The organism is Streptomyces sp. NPDC046925, assembly GCF_040644915.1.
Lineage (GTDB): Bacteria > Actinomycetota > Actinomycetes > Streptomycetales > Streptomycetaceae > Streptomyces.
Map to the genome: position 1 here is coordinate 1,008,969 of NZ_JBEYWZ010000001.1, position 18,829 is coordinate 1,027,797.

Genomic DNA, 18,829 nt, shown 5'->3' on the forward strand with positions numbered 1-18,829 from the left:
GTGCCAAAACGCCCCATGAGCCTGTCGCCGGTGCTTACTGCCCTCTGTCGCGCGGGAGTTCACCGGTGTACCTTCCGCGCCATGCCGATACGTGCGCGACGCACGCGCTTGATCCGGAGATCACTGCTGACGACGGCGCTCGCCGCCCTCCTTGCCACGCTCGTGGCCCCGGCCACCGCACAGGGGACGCCGGGCGCCCCGCGTGAGAGCAAGCCCGTCTACTCGTACGAGAGCGCGATCCGCGAATCCGTCTGGGTCGACACGAAGGTCGACGGTGACGGCGACGGTAAGTCCGACCGCGTCGCCGTCGACATCGTCCGGCCCCGCGAACCGGCCCGGCAGGGCCGGAAGATTCCCGTGATCATGGACGCCAGCCCGTACTACTCCTGCTGCGGGCGCGGCAACGAGAGCCAGAAGAAGACGTACGACGCGGGCGGCAATCCCGTCCAGTTCCCGCTCTACTACGACAACTACTTCGTGCCCCGCGGCTACGGCTTCGTCGCCGTCGACCTCGCGGGCACGAACCGCTCCGACGGCTGCGTGGACGTCGGGGGCCGCTCCGACGTCCAGTCCGCCAAGGCCGTCGTCGACTGGCTGAACGGCCGGGCCCGCGCCTACACCACCCGCACCGGGGACAAGAGCGCCGAGGCGGGCTGGACGAACGGCGCCACCGGCATGATCGGCAAGAGCTATGACGGCACCATCGCCAACGGCGTGGCCGCCACCGGCGTCCGGGGCCTGAAGACGATCGTCCCGATCGGCGCGATCTCCTCCTGGTACGACTACTACTTCGCCAAGGGCGCCCCGCTCTACGACAGCGGCCCCGAGTGGCTCTCGGACTACGTGGAGAGCCCCGAGGCGCGCGCCCGCTGCGCCGCCGTACAGAAGCGACTTGTCGACGAAGCGCCCCGCAGCGGCGACTGGACCCGGCTGTGGAGCGAACGCGACCACGTACCGGACGCCGACAAGGTGAAGGCCAGCGTCTTCGCCGTACACGGCATGCAGGACCTGAACGTCCGCATGAAGCACTTCGGCCAGTGGTGGGACGCGCTCGCGGACGCGGGCGTCGAGCGCAAGGTGTGGCTCAGCCAGACCGGCCACGTCGACCCCTTCGACTTCCGCCGCGGCGACTGGGTGCGCACCCTGCACCGCTGGTTCGACCACGAACTCCTCGGCTACGACAACGGCATCGACCGCGAGCCGATGGCCGACATCGAGCGCGCCCCCGACCGCTGGACCACCGACCGCGTCTGGCCCCCGCGCGCCACCGACACCGTCAAGCTGCGCCCCGGCAAGGGAACTTCCCCCGGCGTCGGCACCCTCGGCACACGGCCGGGCACCGGCAGCGAGACCTTCACCGACGACCCGGAGCTGAGCGAGACCGACTGGGCCGCGCAGATCGACTCCTCCACCCCCTCCAAGGCCGGGTTCATCAGCAAGCCCCTGGGCCGCGACCTGCGCCTCTCCGGCTCCTCCGAGGTCACCGTCACCGCGACCCCGACCACCCGCACCGCCCACCTCTCCGCGGTCCTCGTCGACCTCGGCCCCGACACCATCCGTGACTACGCGAGCGCGGGCGAGGGCATCACCACGCTCCCCGAACGCACCTGCTGGGGCGCGAGCACCGGCGGCGACAGCTCCTGCTTCAAGGAGACGAGGGCGAAGACCGCCGACGTCGACCACACGGTCTTCAGCCGCGGCTGGGCCGACCTCGGCAACTGGGCCGACGACCACAAGGGCCGCCCCCTCACGCCGGGCAAGAAGCACACCATCACCCTCGATCTGGCCGCGAGCGACCACGTCGTGCCCAAGGGCCACCGCCTCGCGCTGATCGTCGCGGGCACCGACAAGAACCTCATCGATCCCCCCGCCGACACCCCGACCCTCGCCATCGACCTGGCCCGTACGTCGGCGAAGGTCCCGCTGGTCGGCGGCGCCGACGCGTTCCGCACCTCCGGGAGCCCCGCGAGCGTCACCCCCCGCGAGTCCCGTCTCGACGGCGTGGCCCCGCCGCGTCCGTTCCGCCACGTACCGGGAGGCAGCACTTCATGAGACCCCGCACCGGCCGCATGCCCCGCATCCGCACCCTGGCGCTCGCCTGTGCCACCGCCGCGCTCGCCGCACCCCTGGTGACCGCGCCCGCGCAGGCGACGCCGACCCCGCCGCGCACCGGATTCGAGGAGACCGACGGGGCGCGCTGGACCAGTCAGCCGGAAGAACAGGCCCTCCTCGCGGCCATCGACAAGTCGACCGACCGGGTCTCCGTCTCCCGCATCGGCACCACCAAGCAGAACCGGCCCGTCCAGCTGGTCCGCATCGGCGAACGCCCCTCGAAGAACACGGTGTTGCTGATCTGCAGCCAGCACGGCGACGAGCCCTCGGGCCGCGAGGCGTGTCTGTCGACGATCCGCGACCTGGCGTATGCGAAGGACAAGAAGACCCGCACGTTCCTCTCCCGCACCACGCTCCTCGTCGTCCCCACCGCCAACCCGGACGGCCGCGCCGCCGACACCCGCGGCAACTCCGACGGCGTGGACATCAACCGCGACCACATCTCGCTGAAGACCGCCGAAGCCCGCGCCATGGCCGCCGTCATCCGCGACCGGCAGCCCGACTCCATCTACGACCTGCACGAGTACGGAGCAACTCCCGAGTACTACGACAAGGACCTCTTCGACCTGTGGCCGCGCAACCTCAACACCGACGAGGCGGTGCACGACGAGGCGCGGACCCTGTCCGAGGCGTATGTCAGGCCCGCGGCCAATAAGTCGGGATACACGACAGGAACGTACGGAATCTGGACCGATCCCGTGACCGGCGATCCCGTCAAGCAGACGGCGGGCGACGGCCAGGAACGCATCCTGCGCAACGTCTCCGGCATCAAGCACGCGGCGGGCCTGCTCATCGAGAGCCGCGTCGACCCCCTCACCGACGCCGAGAAGAAGGACGAGGCGCTGAACAACCGGCGCCGGGTGACGTCCCAACTCTCCGCGCTCGGCGGCCTGTTCGCCTACGCCGACGAGCGGCGCGGCCAACTGGAGGCGGCCACCGGAGCGGCCCGCGCCGAAGGCTTCCGCGACCGCGGCCCCGTCTATGTCGGCGGCGCGGACAACGACCCGGCCGAGCCCTCCGAGGTGATCCAGGACCCGCCCTGCGGCTACCGGCTCGACGCCGCCCAGTACGGCGGCATCAAGGACGAACTGGCCCTGCACGGAGTCAAGGTCAGAAGGGACGGAAAGGCCGCCTACGTACCGATGAGGCAGTCCGCCAGGGCGCTCGTGCCGCTGCTCCTCGACGAGCGCGCCGCCTACCACCTCGTCACAGGTTCACCCGACACCAACTGTTGAGTGGTTGATAGGTGCGTCACATGTGGTACTGGGTAGCGGACCACAGAGTTTGTACGAATGCGAAACCGTGAGAGGTGTACTTGTGACGCAAGACCAACAGAAAGCGGACGGCGGGGGAGGGGACGGGCATCTGATGCATGCCGCCCACGGCGGCAGCCATCCCCAGACCGACCGCATCGTGTTCGGCGTGACCGCCGTGCTGACCCTGGCCTTCGTGGTCTGGGGCGGCGTCGCCACGGACTCGCTGGAGAGCACCTCCACGAAGATGCTCAACGGCCTCATCCACAACGGTGGCTGGGCCTTCATGCTGGCGGCGAGCGGCTTCGTGGTCTTCGCGCTCTGGCTCGCCGTCAGCCGGTACGGAAAGATCACCCTGGGCGAGGAGGGCGAGGAGCCCGAGTTCCGCACCGTCTCCTGGGTCGCGATGATGTTCAGCGCCGGTATGGGCATCGGCCTGATGTTCTACGGCGTGAGCGAGCCGCTCGCCCACTACATGAAGCCACCGCCGGGCACCGATCCCGCCGACTCCGCGGCGAAGATGGAAACGGCGATGTCCACCACCCTCTTCCACTGGACGCTCCACCCGTGGGCGATCTACGCGGTCGTGGGTCTCGCCATCGCGTACAGCACCTTCCGGCGCGGACGCAGGCAGACCATCAGCGCCGTCTTCACGCCGCTCATGGGCGAGAAGCGCGCGAACGGCGCCTGGGGCAGGGTCATCGACATCATCGCCATCTTCGCGACGCTCTTCGGATCGGCGGCGTCGCTCGGGCTCGGCGCGCTGCAGATCGGCAGTGGCTTCGAGGTGCTCGACTGGAGCAGTGACGTTCCCACCAGCCTCCTTGTGGCCATCATCGCCGTCCTGACCGTGGCGTTCGTGGCCTCCGCCATCTCCGGTGTGGAGAAGGGGGTGCAGTGGCTTTCCAACATCAACATGGTGCTCGCGCTGCTGCTCGTGGTGTTCGTCTTCATCGCGGGCCCGACCGTCATCGTCCTCGACATGCTGCCGACCTCCATCGGCTCCTACCTCGGTGATCTGCCCCAGCTCGTCGGGCGCACCGAGGCGTCGAGCGGCAAGGGCGTCTCGGACTGGCTGGGCAGCTGGACGGTCTTCTACTGGGCCTGGTGGATCTCCTGGACGCCCTTCGTGGGCATGTTCATCGCCCGGATCAGCCGGGGCCGCACGATCCGGCAGTTTGTCGGCGGCGTCATCCTGGTGCCGAGCACCGTCAGCCTCATCTGGTTCGCCGTCTTCGGCAGCAGCGCGATGAAGGTGGCCGAGGGCGGCGGCCTCGCCGACGAGTCGACCGCCGAGGGCCAGCTCTTCGGCCTGCTGCACGAGTACCCCATCGCCACCGCGACGAGCCTGCTCGTGATGATCCTCGTGGGCATCTTCTTCGTCTCGGGCGCCGACGCGGCGTCGATCGTCATGGGCACGCTCTCCCAGAAGGGCGCGCTCGAACCCGGCAAGCTCGTGGTCGTCTTCTGGGGTGTCGTGACCGGTGCCGTGGCGGCGATCATGCTGCTCATCGGCGACGGATCGGGCAACGCCCTCACGGGCCTGCAGAATCTGACGATCCTCGTCGCCGCGCCGTTCGTCCTCGTGATGATCGGGATGTGTGTGGCGCTCATGCGCGACCTGCGCCACGACCCGCTGATCGTCCGGGGCGAGCACGGCACGGAGGCCGTCGAGAAGGCCGTGATCGCGGGCCACGAGCAGTACGACGGTGACTTCGAGATCCGTATCGGTCCGGCGGAGAACGGGGAAGAGGAGGACACCGGGGCCACCAAGGTCTGAGTCCTCTCCGCTTTCAGGAGGCGGCCGCCTCGTCCGCGAGGCGGCCGCCTCCTGCGCGTATCGTCCAGCCGGACACCGCTTGTGTACGCCATCGACCGTGCGTACGCCCGCCCGACTCCGGAGCGCCCCCAAACCCGGCCATATGACGGGCATTTGAGGCCGACGGGCTGTCATCGCAGCGCCGTCATATGCCCCATCCGACCCGGAACGTAGCGGAATGGCTCATGCCGTGCTCACATCAGCCCCCGGGTGGGGATACTCACACCATGTCTGCCGAGTACGCGACCTTCGGTCTGGCACCGGCCATGCGCGCCGGTGGAGTTCTCGCCAACGGTGAATATCAAGTCCACCGGGATTTCCTCGACTTCATCGTGAACGGGCGCCCGCTGCTGTTCCACCTCTCCGACCTCGACGCCGTCTCCCCACTGGCCTCCGACGTACCACCCGCGATATTCACCCACCATGTGCGCGGACTGCTCCTGGAGGCCGAAGCACCCCTGAGCGACGACCGGCACGTCATCTACGGCTGTCCCGAGTGCGAGGGCCTGGAGTGCGGGGCCGTCACGGCGGTCATCGAGCGGGCACCGGACGGCACCGACAGCTACGTATGGCGGGACTTCGCCTGGCAGACGGCCGACCGGGCCGACCTGCAACTCAACGGCTACCACGGCATAGGGCCCTTCCGCTTCGACGGCGCCGAATACCGCGACGCCCTCGGGCAGTTGCTGGCCCGCGGGGAGCCGACGGCGCGGCGCAGGGTGCTCCTGATCGGCGCCCGCGTCGCCGTCCTGGCCAAGCTCGCGGCGGCGCTGCGCACGATCGGCATCGGCGCCGAGATCGCCGCGGACGCGGCGGGCGTGCCGCCGGACGAGCTGCGGACGTACGGAGCGGTGGTCTTCGGGCGCGCCGTGTCCGCGGCGACCCGCGAAGGAGTGCGGGCCTCGTTCGACGCGGCGGGCATCCAGATTGCGTACGTCGACGGGCTGGCCCCGATCATCCCGCTCCTGGTCGCGCAGATCGAGGACGCCCTGGACCCCAGCCCGCTGGAGCAGCGCCGCCTGATGCGGCTCGGGGCGGTGGACGGCACGGCGGACGTCGAGATCACCTCGACCTGCCGGGTCCAGCTCATCGCGTACCGCCTCGACCGGCTCTCGCGCACCCAGGTCCATGAGGTCTTCGACGGCGTCCTGGAACCGGGGGAGCACCGCGTCACGCTGGACGCGAAGGCCACGAAGGGGGACTCGTTCGTGGTGGCACGGACGACGGACAGCGTCCTGGTGGCCGCGATAGTGCGCTAGCCGGTGACAGGGCGGCACCGCCCGCCCGTGCTGCCGCCGGAGCGGGCCGCCGCCTCGCCTAAACTCGACCCCCTGATGACCGCAACCCTCGTCGCCAAGAATCTCGCCGCCGGCCACGGCGACCGCTCCCTGTTCTCCGCCCTGGAGCTGGTCGTCGCCCCCGGCGACGTCATCGGCCTGGTCGGCGCCAACGGCGCCGGCAAGTCGACCCTGCTCCGCCTCCTCGCGGGCCTCGACACCCCGGAGAGCGGCGAACTGCGCCTCTCGCCGCCCACCGCCGCCGTGGGCCACCTGCCGCAGGAGCCAGAGCGCCGCCCCGGCGAGTCCGTCCGCAGCTTCCTGGCCCGGCGCACCGGCGTCGAGGAAGCCCAGCGGACCATGGACGAGGCCACACAAGGCCTGGTCGACGGCACACCGGGCGCGGACGACGCGTACGCGCTGAGCCTGGAGCGCTGGCTGGCGCTCGGCGGCGCCGACCTGGACGAGCGGGCCGACGAGGTCGCGGCGTCCCTGGGCCTCGACATCAGCCTCGACCAGCCGATGACCTCGCTCTCCGGCGGCCAGGCCGCCCGCGCGGGCCTCGCCTCGCTGCTCCTCTCCCGCTACGACGTGTTCCTCCTGGACGAGCCCACCAACGACCTCGACCTGGCGGGCCTCGAACGCCTGGAGAGCTTCGTACGGGGACTGCGCGCCGGCACGGTGGTCGTCAGCCACGACCGCGAGTTCCTCACCCGCACCGTCACCAAGGTCCTCGAACTCGACCTGGCCCAGCAGCAGATCAACCTCTACGGCGGCGGCTACGAGGCCTATCTGGAGGAGCGTGACGTCGCGCGCCGCCACGCCCGCGACGAGTTCGAGGAGTACGCCGACAAGAAGTCCGCCCTGGAGGGCCGCGCCCAGATGCAGCGCGGCTGGATGGACAAGGGCGTCAAGAACGCCCGCCGCAAGGCGGGCGACAACGACAAGATCGGCCGGAACTTCCGCAGCGAGGCCAGCGAGAAGCAGGCCGCCAAGGCACGCCAGACGCAGCGCATGATCGAGCGGCTCGACGTCGTCGAGGAGCCCCGCAAGGAGTGGGAGCTGCGCATGGAGATCGCCTCCGCGCCGCGCTCCGGCAGCGTCGTGGCCACCCTGCGCGACGCCGAGGTGCACCGCGGCGAATTCACGCTCGGCCCCGTGACGCTCCAGCTCGACTGGGCGGACCGGGTGGCGATCACCGGCGCGAACGGCTCGGGCAAGTCGACCCTGCTCGGCACCCTGCTGACCCGCATCCCCACGGACGCGGGGCACGCGGCCCTCGGCTCGGGGGTGCTCGTCGGCGAGGTGGACCAGGCCCGCGCGCTGTTCCACGGCCCGGAGTCGCTCCTGGACGCGTTCTGCGCGGCCGTGCCCGACACCGAACCGGCCGACGTGCGCACCCTGCTCGCCAAGTTCGGCCTGAAGGCCGCCCACGTCCTGCGCCCCGCGGCCACGCTCTCGCCGGGCGAACGCACCCGCGCGGGCCTCGCGCTGCTCCAGGGCCGGGGCGTCAACCTCCTGGTCCTCGACGAGCCGACGAACCACCTCGACCTGCCGGCGATCGAACAGCTGGAGTCGGCCCTCGACGCGTACGAGGGCACGCTCCTGCTGGTGACGCACGACCGCAGGATGCTGGACGCCGTACGGGTCACGCGCCGTCTGGAGGTGGCGGAGGGCAAGGTGACCGAGCTGTCACCCTGACCTCCGCCGTCGCTCCGCAGAGGGGCCCGGCTCTCGCTCCCGGGGCCGGTCCGGCTCAGCGCTGCTTGGGGTCCAGGAGTCCGGCCCTGCGCAGCGCGTCGGCCATCGCGTCGTTGGCGGGCGGCGGGCCCTGCCGCTGCTGCCGCTGGCCGCCCTTGCCCTGACCGCCCCGGCCCTGGCCGCCCTGCTGGCGCGGGGGCCGCTGCCCCCGCTGCTGCGGCGGGCGACCGCCGCGCCCCTGCTGCTCGCCGCCCGCGGCGTTCGCCTCGTCGTCCAGGCGCAGCGTCAGCGAGATCCGCTTGCGCGGAATGTCGACGTCCATCACCTTCACCTTGACGATGTCGCCCGGCTTCACCACGTCCCGCGGGTCCTTGACGAACGTCTTGGACATCGCGGAGACATGCACGAGCCCGTCCTGGTGGACGCCGATGTCCACGAAGGCGCCGAACGCCGCGACGTTCGTGACGACGCCTTCGAGGACCATCCCGCCCGCGAGGTCGGAGATCTTCTCGACGCCGTCCTTGAACGTCGCCGTCTTGAAGGCGGGACGCGGGTCGCGCCCGGGCTTCTCCAGCTCCTTGAGGATGTCGGTCACCGTGGGCAGACCGAAGGACTCGTCCACGAACTCGTCCGGCCGCAGGGAGCGCAGCGTCGCCGTGTCGCCGACGAGCGAGGCGACCTCGCCGCCCGTCTTCTTCGCCATCTTGCGCACCACCGGATAGGCCTCGGGGTGCACGGCGGAGGCGTCGAGCGGGTCGTCGCCGCCGCGGATGCGCAGGAAGCCCGCGCACTGCTCGTACGCCTTGGGGCCGAGCCGTGCCACGTCCTTGAGGCCCTTGCGGGACGAGAAGGGGCCGTTCGCGTCGCGGTGCGACACGATGTTCTCGGCGAGTCCGGCGCCGATGCCGGAGACCCGGGCGAGCAGCGGGGCGGACGCGGTGTTCACGTCCACGCCCACGCCGTTCACACAGTCCTCGACGACCGCGTCGAGGGAGCGGGACAGCTTCACCTCGGAGAGGTCGTGCTGGTACTGGCCGACGCCGATGGACTTCGGGTCGATCTTCACCAGCTCGGCGAGCGGGTCCTGGAGCCGCCGGGCGATGGACACGGCGCCGCGCAGCGACACGTCCATGTCGGGCAGCTCCTGCGAGGCGAAGGCCGAAGCGGAGTACACCGAGGCGCCCGCCTCGGAGACCATCACCTTCGTGAGGTTCAACTCCGGGTGCTTCGTGATCAGTTCACCGGCGAGCTTGTCCGTCTCGCGCGACGCCGTGCCGTTCCCGATCGCGATCAGGTCGACCGCGTGCTCCTTGGCGAGCTTCGCGAGGGTGGCCAGGGACTGGTCCCACTTGTTCGCCGGGACGTGCGGGTTGATGACGTCGGTGGCGACGACCTTGCCGGTCGCGTCGACCACGGCGACCTTCACGCCCGTACGGAAACCGGGGTCGAGGCCCAGCGTCGCGCGCGTGCCCGCCGGTGCGGCGAGCAGCAGGTCGCGCAGGTTCGACGCGAAGACCCGCACGGCCTCGTCCTCGGCGGCCGTACGCAGGCGCAGGCGCAGGTCGATCCCCAGGTGCACCAGGATGCGGGTCCGCCAGGACCAGCGCACCGTGTCCTGCAGCCACTTGTCCGCCGGACGGCCGCGGTCCTGGACGCCGAAGCGGTGGGCGACCGTCGCCTCGTACGAGGAAGGACCTTCCGTGGCCTCCTCCGGCTCGAGGACGAGGTCGAGGACGTCCTCCTTCTCGCCGCGCAGCATCGCGAGGATGCGGTGCGAGGGCAGCTCCTTGAAGGGCTCGGCGAAGTCGAAGTAGTCGGCGAACTTGGCGCCCGCCTCCTCCTTGCCGTCGCGGACCTTCGCGGCGAGGCGACCGCGCACCCACATGCGCTCGCGCAGCTCGCCGATCAGGTCGGCGTCCTCGGAGAACCGCTCGGCGAGGATCGCGCGGGCGCCGTCCAGGGCGGCCTGCGGCTCGGCGACGCCCTTGTCGGCGTCGACGAAGGCCGTGGCGGCGGCGAGCGGTTCCACCGACGGGTCGCCGAGCAGGCCGTCGGCCAGCGGTTCGAGACCCGCCTCGCGGGCGATCTGCGCCTTCGTGCGGCGCTTGGGCTTGAACGGCAGGTAGATGTCCTCGAGCCGCGCCTTGGTGTCCGCCGCGCGGATCTGCGCTTCCAGCTCGTCGGTGAGCTTGCCCTGCTCGCGCACCGATTCCAGGATCGCGGCGCGCCGCTCCTCGAGCTCCCGCAGATAGCGCAGGCGCTCCTCGAGCGTGCGCAGCTGCGCGTCGTCGAGCATCTCGGTCGCTTCCTTGCGGTAGCGAGCGATGAAGGGCACCGTCGAGCCGCCGTCGAGGAGGTCGACGGCGGCCTTCACCTGCCGCTCCCGTACGCCGAGTTCTTCGGCGATCCTGCCTTCGATCGATGCTGGAGTGGACGTCTGCAGAGGTGCCACGTTTCCCGCCTTCTCACTGGGGTTGCCGGGCAATTGTGGCAGGTGGCACCGACAGCGGGGGGATCAGACCCGGCGTGCCCGCGCCGATCGGCCTCCGGAGCGTGAGCCTCCGCCGAAGAGGCGGGCCAGGGCGCGGAAGGGCCAGGTCACCAGGAGAGCGAGCGCCGTGCCGATCGTGCGCAGGACATCCGCGATCGCACCGAGCACGGGTTTTCCCCCTTTCGTCGCCCGGTCCGGCACGCAGGTGTGCGGGGGCCGGAGACGGTACGGGTACCTCGGATCGCGCGGGTCATGCTCCGGGACTTCGCCGGTCGTGCCCCGGCACCTTGCCGGTCGGGCCGAGCCCCGGAGCGGTCCCGCCTACTCCTTGCCGAGCAGATCCGCCGGGAACGCCCCGGCCTGCAGTGCGGCGCCCGCGAACACCGTCCCCAGCTCGGTCAGGCGCTCGACGCCCGCGGCGCCCAGGTGTTCGTACGGCGCCCGGTCGAGGCGGTCGGTGGCCTCTTCGATGTCCCGGCGCAGCTCGACGCCCGCTTCCGTCAACTCGGCCACCCCGTCGTGCAGTCCGCGGGCGTGCAGGCGCTGTACGGCGGCGTCCCACTCCTCCTGGTTCCAGCCGCGGGTGGAGAAGTTCCACTTCGGCCGCATGCCCTTGCCGGTCGCGGTGTGGCTCACCAGGGCCTCGATGCCGTCGAGTTCGGCGTGCTGGAGGACCGTGAGGTGGCCGTCGCCCCGGTGCTCGCGCAGCAGGGTCGCGGCGTGCCAGAGCGCGAGGTGCGGTTGCTCGGGGACGGGCAGGTCCGCGTGGGCGGCGTACAGCGGGCGTGCGGAGCGGGAGCAGGCCTCGGCGGCGCGCAGGGCGAGCTCCGCCGCCTCCGCCATCTCCGGGGACGCGAGGGCTTCCTCGCCCAGGAGGCGCCGCAGCGTCGCGTCGACGGCACGCGCGCGTGCGGCGAGGACGTCCTCGGGCGAGGCGAGGCGCCAGATGCCGGGGACGTGCCGGGCGACTGCTTCGTGCTTGTAGTTGTAGAACGCCGCCGTGACCACTCCGGCGCCGACCGGGCCCATCGCCGCCGTGCGCACGGCGAAATTGACGGCCTTGGGGTGCGAGATCCCGATGTCGGTCAGCTCGCGGCCCGTATCGGGCGAGAAGTAGTGCGTCGAGTGAAGCGAATTGAGCACGTTGTGACATCGACGTCCCGCGCGCGGGTGCAGTGCCGGGGCCGGGGTGGGGGGCGAGAGAGAAGTCATGGACGCACGTTACCGACTGGTTGGTATGAGGTGAAGCCCGGGGCGCCCGCGCGGACGGGCCATCCCGTCAGGGGCGTGCGCTGCCTTTGGCAGGAAAGGTGGGCCATGTGTCATTGCGGTCATCGGGCACGGCGCCAAGAATCGGGGCATGGAGCAGCGAACCGTTCTGGTCGTCCTCTTCGACGGGGTGCAGAGCCTCGACGTGACGGGGCCCGTGGAGGTCTTCGCGGGCGCCGCCGCCTGCCGGGGCGGCGACGAGCCCGCCTACCGCATCCGCACCGCGTCCCTGGACGGCGCCCCCGTACGCACCTCCAGCGGACTCACCCTCGTACCGGACTCCTCCCTCGCCGACGCCCCCGTGCCGCACACCCTCCTGGCCCCCGGCGGCCTGGGCACCCGCGAAGCCGACCCGCGCCTGATCGCCTGGCTCCGTGAGAACGCCCCGCACGCGCGGCGCCTGGTCTCGGTCTGCACCGGCGCCATCCTCCTCGCCGAAGCGGGCCTCCTGGACGGCCGCCGGGCGACGACGCACTGGGCGTTCTGCGGCAAGCTCGCCCGCGACCACCCCGCCGTCGAGGTCGACCCCGATCCGATCTTCGTCCGGGACGGTCATGTCGCGACGTCCGCGGGTGTGACCGCGGGCATCGACCTGGCCCTTGCCCTCGTGGAGGAGGACCTGAGCAGGGACGAGGCGCTGACGGTCGCCCGCCATCTCGTCGTCTTCCTGCGGCGGCCGGGGAACCAGGCGCAGTTCAGCGCCCAGCTCGCCGCGCAGACCGCCCGGCGCGAGCCCCTGCGCGAGGTCCAGCAGTGGATCACCGAGCACCCGGACGACGACCTCTGCGTCGAGTCGCTCGCCGCCCGTGCCCGGCTCTCTCCCCGGCACTTCGCCCGCGCGTTCCAGACGGAGACCGGGATGACGCCGGGCAAGTACGTCGAGCGGGTGCGCGTCGAGCATGCCAGACGCCTCCTGGAGGACACCTCCGACGGGGTCGAGGAGATCTCGCGCGCCTGCGGCTACGGCACCCCGGAGGCGATGCGCCGGGCCTTCGTCAAGATCCTCGGCACGGCGCCCGCCGAGTACCGGCGGCGCTTCCACGCCCCCCTCGCCCCCAGCGCCCCTCTCGCACACCGGCCGGCACCCGCCCTCAACGGATAGGCACCCCCATGCAGATCGCCATCGCCTTGTTCGACCGCTTCACGGCCCTGGACGCGGTCGGCCCGTACGAGACCCTCAGCCGCATGCCCGGCGTCGAGACCGTCTTCGTGGCGGAGCGCCCCGGGCCCGTGCGCAACGACAGCGGCTCCCTCGCGCTCGTCGCCGACCGCGCCCTGGCCGACGTGCCGAGCCCCGACGTCATCGTCGTCCCCGGCGGGCCCGGCCAGAGCGACCAGATGGCGAACGAGACGCTCCTGGACTGGCTGCGCTCGGCGGACGCCACCAGCACCTGGACCACGTCCGTGTGCACCGGATCGCTCCTGCTCGCGGCCGCCGGGCTGCTCAAGGGCCGCCGCGCCACCTCGCACTGGCTCGCGCTCGCCGAACTCGGGCGGTTCGGCGCGGAGCCGACGGGGGAGCGGGTGGTGTTCGACGGCAAGTACGTCACGGCGGCCGGAGTCTCCTCCGGCATCGACATGGGGCTCACCCTGATCGGCCGGATCGCGGGCGAGGAGCGGGCCCGGGCCGTACAGCTCCTGACCGAGTACGACCCCCAGCCGCCCTACGACGCCGGGTCCCCGCAGAAGGCGCCCGCGCACCTGGTCGAGCAGTTCCGCGCGGGGAGCCGCTTCAGTCAGTAGCGACCGCCCCGGGCGTCCACGTGAAGCGCGGCTCACGGCGCTCCAGGAAGGCGGCGACCCCCTCGGCGGTGTCGCCGCCCGCGCGCGCCTGTGCGCCCCAGTGGGCGTCCCGGTCCACGCGCCCCGCGGCGAATTCCTTGGCCGCCGCCTGCGTCAGCTGCGAACGCACGGCGAGGATCCGGGTGAAATCCGCGACCCGCTTGTCCAGCTCGCCCGCGGGCAGCACCTCGTCCACCAGCCCCGTGCGCAGCGCGCGCCCCGCGTCGATCAGCTCGCCGGAGAACAACAAGTACTTGGCGGTGGCGGGCCCCACCAGCGACACCAGGCGCCGCGTCGACGAGGAGGGGTAGACGATGCCGAGCTTCGCCGGAGTGATCCCGAACAGGGCGCCCTCGTCCGCGAACCGCAGATCGCAGGCCGCCGCGAGCTGGCTGCCCCCGCCCACGCAGTAGCCGCGCACCGCGGCGAGCGTCGGCTTCGGGAAGAGCGCGAGCGCCTCCTCGGCCCGCACCGCCAGGTCCTGCGCCTCGCCCGGCGACTGCCGCAGCGAGGAGATGTCGGCCCCCGCGCAGAAGGTCGCGCCCTCGCCGGTCAGCACGACCGTCCGTACGGCCGGGTCGGCGGCGAGCCCGGCGAGCAGCGGCGGAACCTGCCGCCACATGTCCGCCGTCATGGCGTTGCGCTTGGCCGGATGGTCGATGACGACGGTGGCGACACCCAGGGTGACGGCGTGCCTCAGCTGCGGCTCCATGCGCCGGATGCTATCCGCACGCCTCGAACGTACGATCAAGAAGGGGCGGCCCTGAGAACTCTGCGCAGCGGGGGAAGCAGGACGGAGACGCTGATGGCCCTATTCAAGAGCTCCAAGACCCCCGAGTCCCCCAAGACCCCCGAGTCCTCGGACACCGCCGGGACCTCGAAGCCCGCCGCGCCGGACGCCGCGGGCGCCAAGCAGCTCAACCGCAGCCTCGGCTGGCTCGCTCTCCTCGGTGCGATCCTGGCGCTCGCGGGGATCGTGGGCCTCGTCTACGCGGGCGTCGCCACGCTGACCTCCATGCTCCTCTTCGGCTGGCTGCTCCTGATCGGCGGCTTCGTCGGACTGCTGCACGCGGTGCAGTCGCGCGGCACGAACTTTTTCTGGCTCGGCGTCGTCGTGGCGGCCCTGAACCTCGCCGCCGGTGTCGTGATCATCCGCAGGCCGGAAGTGGCGGCGGAGGCGCTGACGATGTTCGCGGCGCTGCTGTTCCTGACCGGTGGCGTCTTCCGCCTGGTGGGCAGCCTGGTGGTGCGCGGCCCGCAGTTCGGCTGGACGCTCGTGCAGGGTGCCTTCGGTCTGCTGCTCGGCATCCTGGTGCTCTCGAACTGGCCGAGCAGCAGTCAGTACGTGATCGGTTGCTTCTTCTCGCTCGCGCTGCTCTTCGACGGCCTCGGCCTGCTCGCCACGGGCCTCGGAGGACGCCGCATCGTCAGCATGGTGGCCGACCGGCCGGAGCGACCTGACAACCCGTACAACCCGAAGAAGGCATGAAAGCGAAGCCGAGGAAACAGGAACTGTCTTAGGGCTGACGCGGTCGGACGTCCGTGATCAAATGCCGTCGATAAGAGCTGACTTCTGGTCAGTCATGCGGTCCGGACCAGTGCGTTCCCAACACTCTTCGTGTGGTGACAATCGAGCGCAAGGGCGGCGACCGGACGATGGACGACGAGGGGAGGGGGCCGGGCCCACTCCCTCAGGAGACCGGGAAAGTGCCGTACGAGGGCGTGTGGCGGTTCACCGCCGCCGCCGTCGACGCCTCGGTGCCCCAGGCGCGGCACGCGGTACGCGACCTGCTCGCCCGGCAGGGCGTGCCCGCGTCGGACGACCTCGTGCAGGGCCTGCTCCTGATCGTCTCGGAACTGGTCACCAACGCGGTGCGGCACGCGGCCCTGCTGTCGCCCATGCTGGCCGTGGAGGTGGCGGTGGGCGCCGAGTGGGTGCGGGTCTCCGTGGAGGACGACCATCCCTACCGCCCGACCGCCCTGGTGGCCGACCACGGCCAGACCGGCGGCCGCGGGCTTCTCCTCGTGCGCGAGATCACGCAGGAGGCGGGCGGGGCCTGCGACGTCGAACACACCGCGAGCGGGGGAAAGATCATCTGGGCGGCCCTGCCCCTGAAGCCCAACGGCTCCACCCCGGCCAGGAGTTGACTCACCAGCCGGCGGAGGGCCCCGTCAGCTCCCGGATCGCGGGCCGCGCCGCGTCCAGGACCGTCATGAACCACGCCGAGAACGGACCCTCGGCGTGCCGCTCCGCCAGCTCCCCGGCCGTCACGAAGGCGGTCTCGCCGACCTCGTCGGCGTCGGGCCGCAGCGGCGACTGGACCATCCCCACGAAGAGGTGGTTGAACTCCTGCTCCACCAGGCCCGAGTCCGGGTCCGGGTGGTTGTAGCGCACCGTGCCCGCCTCCGCGAGCAGCGAGGGCGAGACACCCAGCTCCTCGTATGTCCGGCGCGCGGCGGCCGCGAACGGCGCCTCGCCCGGATACGGGTGTCCGCAGCAGGTGTTCGACCAGACGCCGGGGGAGTGGTACTTGCCGAGGGCGCGCTGCTGCAGCAGCAGCCGTCCCTGCTCGTCGAAGAGGAAAACGGAGAACGCCCGGTGCAACTGCCCGGGCGCCTGATGCGCGGAGAGTTTCTCCACTGTGCCGATCGTCCTGCCGTCCTCGTCGACGAGTTCCAGCAAGATCGCTTCTCCGGTGCCGTTCGACGAGCTGTTCGTCGCGGTGGCAGGTGTGGTCGGCATACCCATCCTTCGCTTCGGTCTTCGAGCTTCAAGTCTGCCGTACGCGAGGGCCCCTCCCGGCAAGGAACCACCGGAAGTCACCCGCAGCGGTGGACGGTCAGTGGCAGAGCTTCGCCTCGTGTTCCGCGTGGCCTACCGGCTCCAGTTGGAACGTGCAGTGCTCGACGTCGAAGTGGTCGCCCAGGCAGCCCTGCAGTTCGTGCAGCATCTTCTCGTTGCCGATCGCGTTCAGCGTCTCGGTGCTGACGACCACATGTGCGGACAGGACCGGCATACCCGAAGTGATGGTCCAGGCGTGCAGGTCGTGGACGTCCTCGACGCCCGGCAGATCCAGTATGTGCGAGCGGACCTCGGCCATGTCGACGCCCTTCGGCGCGGACTCCAGGAGCACGTTCAGGGTCTCCCGGAGGAGCTTCACCGTACGCGGGACGATCATGAGGCCGATGACGAGGGAGGCGATCGGGTCCGCGGCCTGCCAGCCGGTCGTCAGGATGAGCACCGCCGCCACGATCACGGCCAGGGAGCCCAGCGCGTCGGCCATGACCTCCAGGAACGCGCCGCGCACGTTCAGGCTGTCCTGCTGGCCGCGCATCAGGAGCGAGAGCGAGATCATGTTCGCCACCAGGCCGACGACGCCGAAGACGATGGTCAGCCCGCCCTCGGTCTCGGCGGGCGTGATGAACCGCTGGATCGCCTCGAACAGGACGTAGCCGCCGACGCCGAGCAGCAGCAGACAGTTGGCGAGCGCGGCCAGGATCTCCGCGCGGGCGTACCCGAACGTGCGGTTCTCCGTCGCCGGGCGGCTCGCGAACTGGATCGCGAGCAGCGCCATGCCCAGACCGAGGGCGTCCGTCGCCATGTGCGTCGCATCCGCGATGAGCGCGAGCGAATCCGCCATGATGCCGCCGACGATCTCGACCACCATGACGGTGACGGTGATTCCGAGCGCGATACGCAGCCGCCCCCGGTACGCCGCCGTCGCGGTGCCCGGCTGATGTGCGTGTCCGTGGTCGTGCCCTGCCCCCATGGAAGCCGCCTCCGTGTGCTCGGTATCGGTCTTCTGTTCCCCGGTCGCGCGTCTGTCGCGATCACAGTGAACTACGGGGAGGGGGTACCCGGCAACACGGCACTGAATACCGTTGTCATATGCTCTGACCTGCGGAAATGACCGCAGGTCAGAGCGCTGGCGTCGCTAGCCGCGGCGCGCCTCGGGATGGTGGAGGCACCAGCCGGCCCACGCGGATTCGACCATCTCGCGTACCGTGCGCCGCGCCTTCCAGCCCAGCGCCTCGGCGGCGAGGCCCGCGTCGGCGACGGCGCGCGGCGCGTCGCCCTCGCGGCGCGGCTCGACGAGCGCAGGCCTGCTGTCGCCGGAGATCTCGCCGATGAGGGTGATCAGTTCGCGTACGGAAACACCCTCGCCCCGGCCGATGTTCACCGTCAGGTCGCCCTCGGGGTGCGCCTCGACGCGGCGTGCCGCCGCGAGGTGCGCGTCGGCGAGGTCGGCGACGTGGATGTAGTCGCGCACGCACGTGCCGTCCGGCGTCGGGTGGTCGTCGCCGAAGATCCGCGGGGACTCGCCGCGGGTGAGCCGGTCGAAGACCATCGGGATCACGTTGTAGACCCCGGTGTCCGCGAGTTCGGGAGCCGCGGCGCCCGCCACGTTGAAGTAGCGCAGGCACACCGTCGCGATGCCGTGCGCCCGCCCGGCGGCCCGCACCAGCCACTCCCCGGCGAGCTTCGTCTCGCCGTAGGGGTTGATCGGGACGCAGTCGGTGGACTCCGTCACCAGGTCCACGTCCGGCGGGTTCCCGTACACCGCGGCCGAGGAGGAGAAGACGAACCGCTTGATGCCGGCCTCGGCCACCGCTTCGAGCAGCGTCACCAGGCCGCCCACGTTCTCCCGGTAGTAGCGCAGCGGCTGCTCCACGGACTCGCCGACCTGCTTGCGGGCCGCGAGATGCACCACACCCGTCACGCCGTGCTCGGCGAAGACCCGCCGCAGCAGGTCACCGTCGAGCGAAGAGCCCCTAATGAGTGGGATGTCCGCCGGAAGCCGCTCGGGCACCCCGGCCGAGACGTCGTCCAGAACGACGACCCGCTCACCGGCACCGGCCATCGCCCGCGCCACATGTGCCCCGATATAACCCGCTCCACCTGTGATCATCCATGTCATGGGCGTCGACTTTATGTCGTTTGTGCCGGTCGCACGAAGCGCGGTTTGTGGGGGCCGCCCCCGATCGACCATGATGATCGCGTCGGCGGATGCCCTCCCGGGTCGCGCTTATCGGGCCGTAAACGGGCGGTGAACGCCTGCTTCCCATCATCCGATAGCCTCTGCCGACGTGCCGCCCGGCCCTGTCGGCCAGGGGCGCCCCTCAT

Annotated in this window: 16 protein-coding genes; 9 read left to right on the forward strand and 7 right to left on the reverse strand. The window is 71.1% G+C overall.

The window, feature by feature from the left end:
* Positions 1–81: 81 nt before the first annotated feature.
* The 5 genes from ABZ906_RS04250 to ABZ906_RS04270 all read left to right on the forward strand — a co-directional run bounded on the left by ABZ906_RS04250 (position 82) and on the right by ABZ906_RS04270 (position 8,162).
* On the forward strand, positions 82–2,052 hold the full coding sequence (locus ABZ906_RS04250) for a Xaa-Pro dipeptidyl-peptidase (protein ID WP_361377116.1): 1,971 nt from the start codon (positions 82–84) through the stop codon (positions 2,050–2,052).
* A gap of 17 nt (positions 2,053–2,069) precedes the next feature.
* On the forward strand, positions 2,070–3,347 hold the full coding sequence (locus ABZ906_RS04255; RefSeq protein ID WP_361378077.1) for a M14 family metallocarboxypeptidase: 1,278 nt from the start codon (positions 2,070–2,072) through the stop codon (positions 3,345–3,347).
* A gap of 133 nt (positions 3,348–3,480) precedes the next feature.
* A complete protein-coding gene (locus ABZ906_RS04260) occupies positions 3,481–5,145 on the forward strand; it encodes a BCCT family transporter (RefSeq protein WP_361186066.1) in 1,665 nt (554 codons plus the stop codon).
* A 266-nt stretch (positions 5,146–5,411) separates the two neighbouring features.
* Positions 5,412–6,443, forward strand: a complete 1,032-nt coding sequence (locus tag ABZ906_RS04265; protein ID WP_361377119.1) for an oxidoreductase — start codon at positions 5,412–5,414, stop codon at positions 6,441–6,443.
* Positions 6,444–6,518: 75 nt separating this feature from the next.
* Entirely contained in the window at positions 6,519–8,162 is a 1,644-nt protein-coding gene (locus ABZ906_RS04270; protein ID WP_361377122.1) for an ABC-F family ATP-binding cassette domain-containing protein, read from the forward strand.
* A 55-nt stretch (positions 8,163–8,217) separates the two neighbouring features.
* Here the strand turns inward: ABZ906_RS04270 and ABZ906_RS04275 are convergent, their stop codons facing one another.
* From ABZ906_RS04275 to ABZ906_RS04285, 3 genes are all read right to left on the reverse strand, one after another.
* Complete coding sequence (locus ABZ906_RS04275; RefSeq protein WP_361377125.1) at positions 8,218–10,614, reverse strand: Tex family protein; 2,397 nt, start codon at positions 10,612–10,614, stop codon at positions 8,218–8,220.
* Between the two features lie 63 nt (positions 10,615–10,677).
* Positions 10,678–10,821: an LPFR motif small protein gene (locus ABZ906_RS04280; RefSeq protein WP_361377128.1), complete on the reverse strand. Its 144-nt coding sequence runs from the start codon at positions 10,819–10,821 to the stop codon at positions 10,678–10,680.
* 153 nt (positions 10,822–10,974) lie between these two features.
* A complete protein-coding gene (locus ABZ906_RS04285; RefSeq protein ID WP_361185416.1) occupies positions 10,975–11,865 on the reverse strand; it encodes a hypothetical protein in 891 nt (296 codons plus the stop codon).
* A 148-nt stretch (positions 11,866–12,013) separates the two neighbouring features.
* Here ABZ906_RS04285 and ABZ906_RS04290 point away from each other — a divergent pair, with 148 nt between their 5' ends.
* Positions 12,014–13,024 (forward strand): GlxA family transcriptional regulator, encoded by a 1,011-nt coding sequence (locus ABZ906_RS04290; RefSeq protein ID WP_361377131.1) that lies wholly within the window; start codon positions 12,014–12,016, stop codon positions 13,022–13,024.
* A gap of 8 nt (positions 13,025–13,032) precedes the next feature.
* Complete coding sequence (locus ABZ906_RS04295) at positions 13,033–13,665, forward strand: DJ-1/PfpI family protein (protein WP_361377134.1); 633 nt, start codon at positions 13,033–13,035, stop codon at positions 13,663–13,665.
* On the opposite strand, the gene ABZ906_RS04300 is transcribed toward ABZ906_RS04295, so the two are convergent.
* On the reverse strand, positions 13,655–14,416 hold the full coding sequence (locus ABZ906_RS04300; protein WP_361377137.1) for an enoyl-CoA hydratase-related protein: 762 nt from the start codon (positions 14,414–14,416) through the stop codon (positions 13,655–13,657). The genes ABZ906_RS04295 and ABZ906_RS04300 overlap by 11 nt on opposite strands.
* A 93-nt stretch (positions 14,417–14,509) precedes the next feature.
* On the opposite strand from ABZ906_RS04300, the gene ABZ906_RS04305 reads away from it, so the two are divergent.
* Positions 14,510–15,193, forward strand: coding sequence for a DUF308 domain-containing protein (locus tag ABZ906_RS04305; protein ID WP_361377140.1), 684 nt, complete (start codon positions 14,510–14,512; stop codon positions 15,191–15,193).
* 167 nt (positions 15,194–15,360) lie between these two features.
* Positions 15,361–15,852 carry an ATP-binding protein gene (locus ABZ906_RS04310; protein WP_361186068.1) on the forward strand — a complete coding sequence of 164 codons (492 nt, stop codon included), beginning with the start codon at positions 15,361–15,363 and terminating at the stop codon, positions 15,850–15,852.
* A gap of 1 nt (position 15,853) precedes the next feature.
* Here the strand turns inward: ABZ906_RS04310 and idi are convergent, their stop codons facing one another.
* The 3 genes from idi to galE all read right to left on the reverse strand — a co-directional run bounded on the left by idi (position 15,854) and on the right by galE (position 18,623).
* Entirely contained in the window at positions 15,854–16,447 is a 594-nt protein-coding gene (idi, locus tag ABZ906_RS04315; RefSeq protein ID WP_361377143.1) for an isopentenyl-diphosphate Delta-isomerase, read from the reverse strand.
* Positions 16,448–16,544: 97 nt separating this feature from the next.
* A complete protein-coding gene (locus ABZ906_RS04320; RefSeq protein ID WP_361377146.1) occupies positions 16,545–17,474 on the reverse strand; it encodes a cation diffusion facilitator family transporter in 930 nt (309 codons plus the stop codon).
* A 165-nt stretch (positions 17,475–17,639) separates the two neighbouring features.
* Complete coding sequence (galE, locus tag ABZ906_RS04325; RefSeq protein WP_361185434.1) at positions 17,640–18,623, reverse strand: UDP-glucose 4-epimerase GalE; 984 nt, start codon at positions 18,621–18,623, stop codon at positions 17,640–17,642.
* Positions 18,624–18,829: the final 206 nt, after the last annotated feature.

What these genes read in the sequence shown, in the direction of transcription:
- ABZ906_RS04260 (WP_361186066.1), top strand. Translation starts at nt 3,481, where the DNA reads ATGCATGCCGCCCACGGCGGCAGCCATCCCCAGACCGACCGCATCGTG.
- ABZ906_RS04265 (WP_361377119.1), top strand. Translation starts at nt 5,412, where the DNA reads ATGTCTGCCGAGTACGCGACCTTCGGTCTGGCACCGGCCATGCGCGCC.
- ABZ906_RS04305 (WP_361377140.1), top strand. Translation starts at nt 14,510, where the DNA reads ATGGCCCTATTCAAGAGCTCCAAGACCCCCGAGTCCCCCAAGACCCCC.
- ABZ906_RS04295 (WP_361377134.1), top strand. Translation starts at nt 13,033, where the DNA reads ATGCAGATCGCCATCGCCTTGTTCGACCGCTTCACGGCCCTGGACGCG.
- galE (WP_361185434.1), bottom strand. Translation starts at nt 18,623, where the DNA reads ATGACATGGATGATCACAGGTGGAGCGGGTTATATCGGGGCACATGTG.
- ABZ906_RS04250 (WP_361377116.1), top strand. Translation starts at nt 82, where the DNA reads ATGCCGATACGTGCGCGACGCACGCGCTTGATCCGGAGATCACTGCTG.
- idi (WP_361377143.1), bottom strand. Translation starts at nt 16,447, where the DNA reads ATGCCGACCACACCTGCCACCGCGACGAACAGCTCGTCGAACGGCACC.
- ABZ906_RS04290 (WP_361377131.1), top strand. Translation starts at nt 12,014, where the DNA reads ATGGAGCAGCGAACCGTTCTGGTCGTCCTCTTCGACGGGGTGCAGAGC.
- ABZ906_RS04270 (WP_361377122.1), top strand. Translation starts at nt 6,519, where the DNA reads ATGACCGCAACCCTCGTCGCCAAGAATCTCGCCGCCGGCCACGGCGAC.
- ABZ906_RS04300 (WP_361377137.1), bottom strand. Translation starts at nt 14,416, where the DNA reads ATGGAGCCGCAGCTGAGGCACGCCGTCACCCTGGGTGTCGCCACCGTC.
- ABZ906_RS04310 (WP_361186068.1), top strand. Translation starts at nt 15,361, where the DNA reads ATGGACGACGAGGGGAGGGGGCCGGGCCCACTCCCTCAGGAGACCGGG.
- ABZ906_RS04255 (WP_361378077.1), top strand. Translation starts at nt 2,070, where the DNA reads ATGCCCCGCATCCGCACCCTGGCGCTCGCCTGTGCCACCGCCGCGCTC.
- ABZ906_RS04285 (WP_361185416.1), bottom strand. Translation starts at nt 11,865, where the DNA reads ATGACTTCTCTCTCGCCCCCCACCCCGGCCCCGGCACTGCACCCGCGC.
- ABZ906_RS04320 (WP_361377146.1), bottom strand. Translation starts at nt 17,474, where the DNA reads ATGGGGGCAGGGCACGACCACGGACACGCACATCAGCCGGGCACCGCG.